Origin of the sequence: Microbacterium sp. 1.5R (assembly GCF_007667425.1) — a bacterium.
In the GTDB taxonomy this organism is placed as follows: Bacteria; Actinomycetota; Actinomycetes; order Actinomycetales; family Microbacteriaceae; genus Microbacterium.
Window position 1 is genome coordinate 1 of the sequence record NZ_VDRC01000008.1, and the last position, 237, is coordinate 237.

Below are 237 nucleotides of genomic sequence, written 5' to 3' on the forward strand. Positions count from 1 at the left end.
TATGTTACTTCCTGGAATTAGCGGATCATTTATTTTATTAATTATTGGTGTGTATCCAACAGCAATTAATGCTTTAACTACACTCAACTTACCTTTAATCGCAGTTATTGGTGCTGGTGTTATGGTAGGGTTTGTTGTAAGTAGTAAAGGAATTAGTTTCTTATTAGATCGTTATAAAAGTATGACATTTGCGGCAATTATTGGACTAGTTATCGGTTCGATTGTAATTGTGTTCCC

The 237-nt window shown here is 33.3% G+C and carries 1 protein-coding gene; it reads left to right on the plus strand.

Annotated features, from left to right (window positions below; genetic code table 11):
• Positions 1–237: undecaprenyl phosphate translocase family protein (locus FSY98_RS16555; protein ID WP_144877794.1), on the plus strand; the 237-nt coding region annotated here is incomplete at both ends.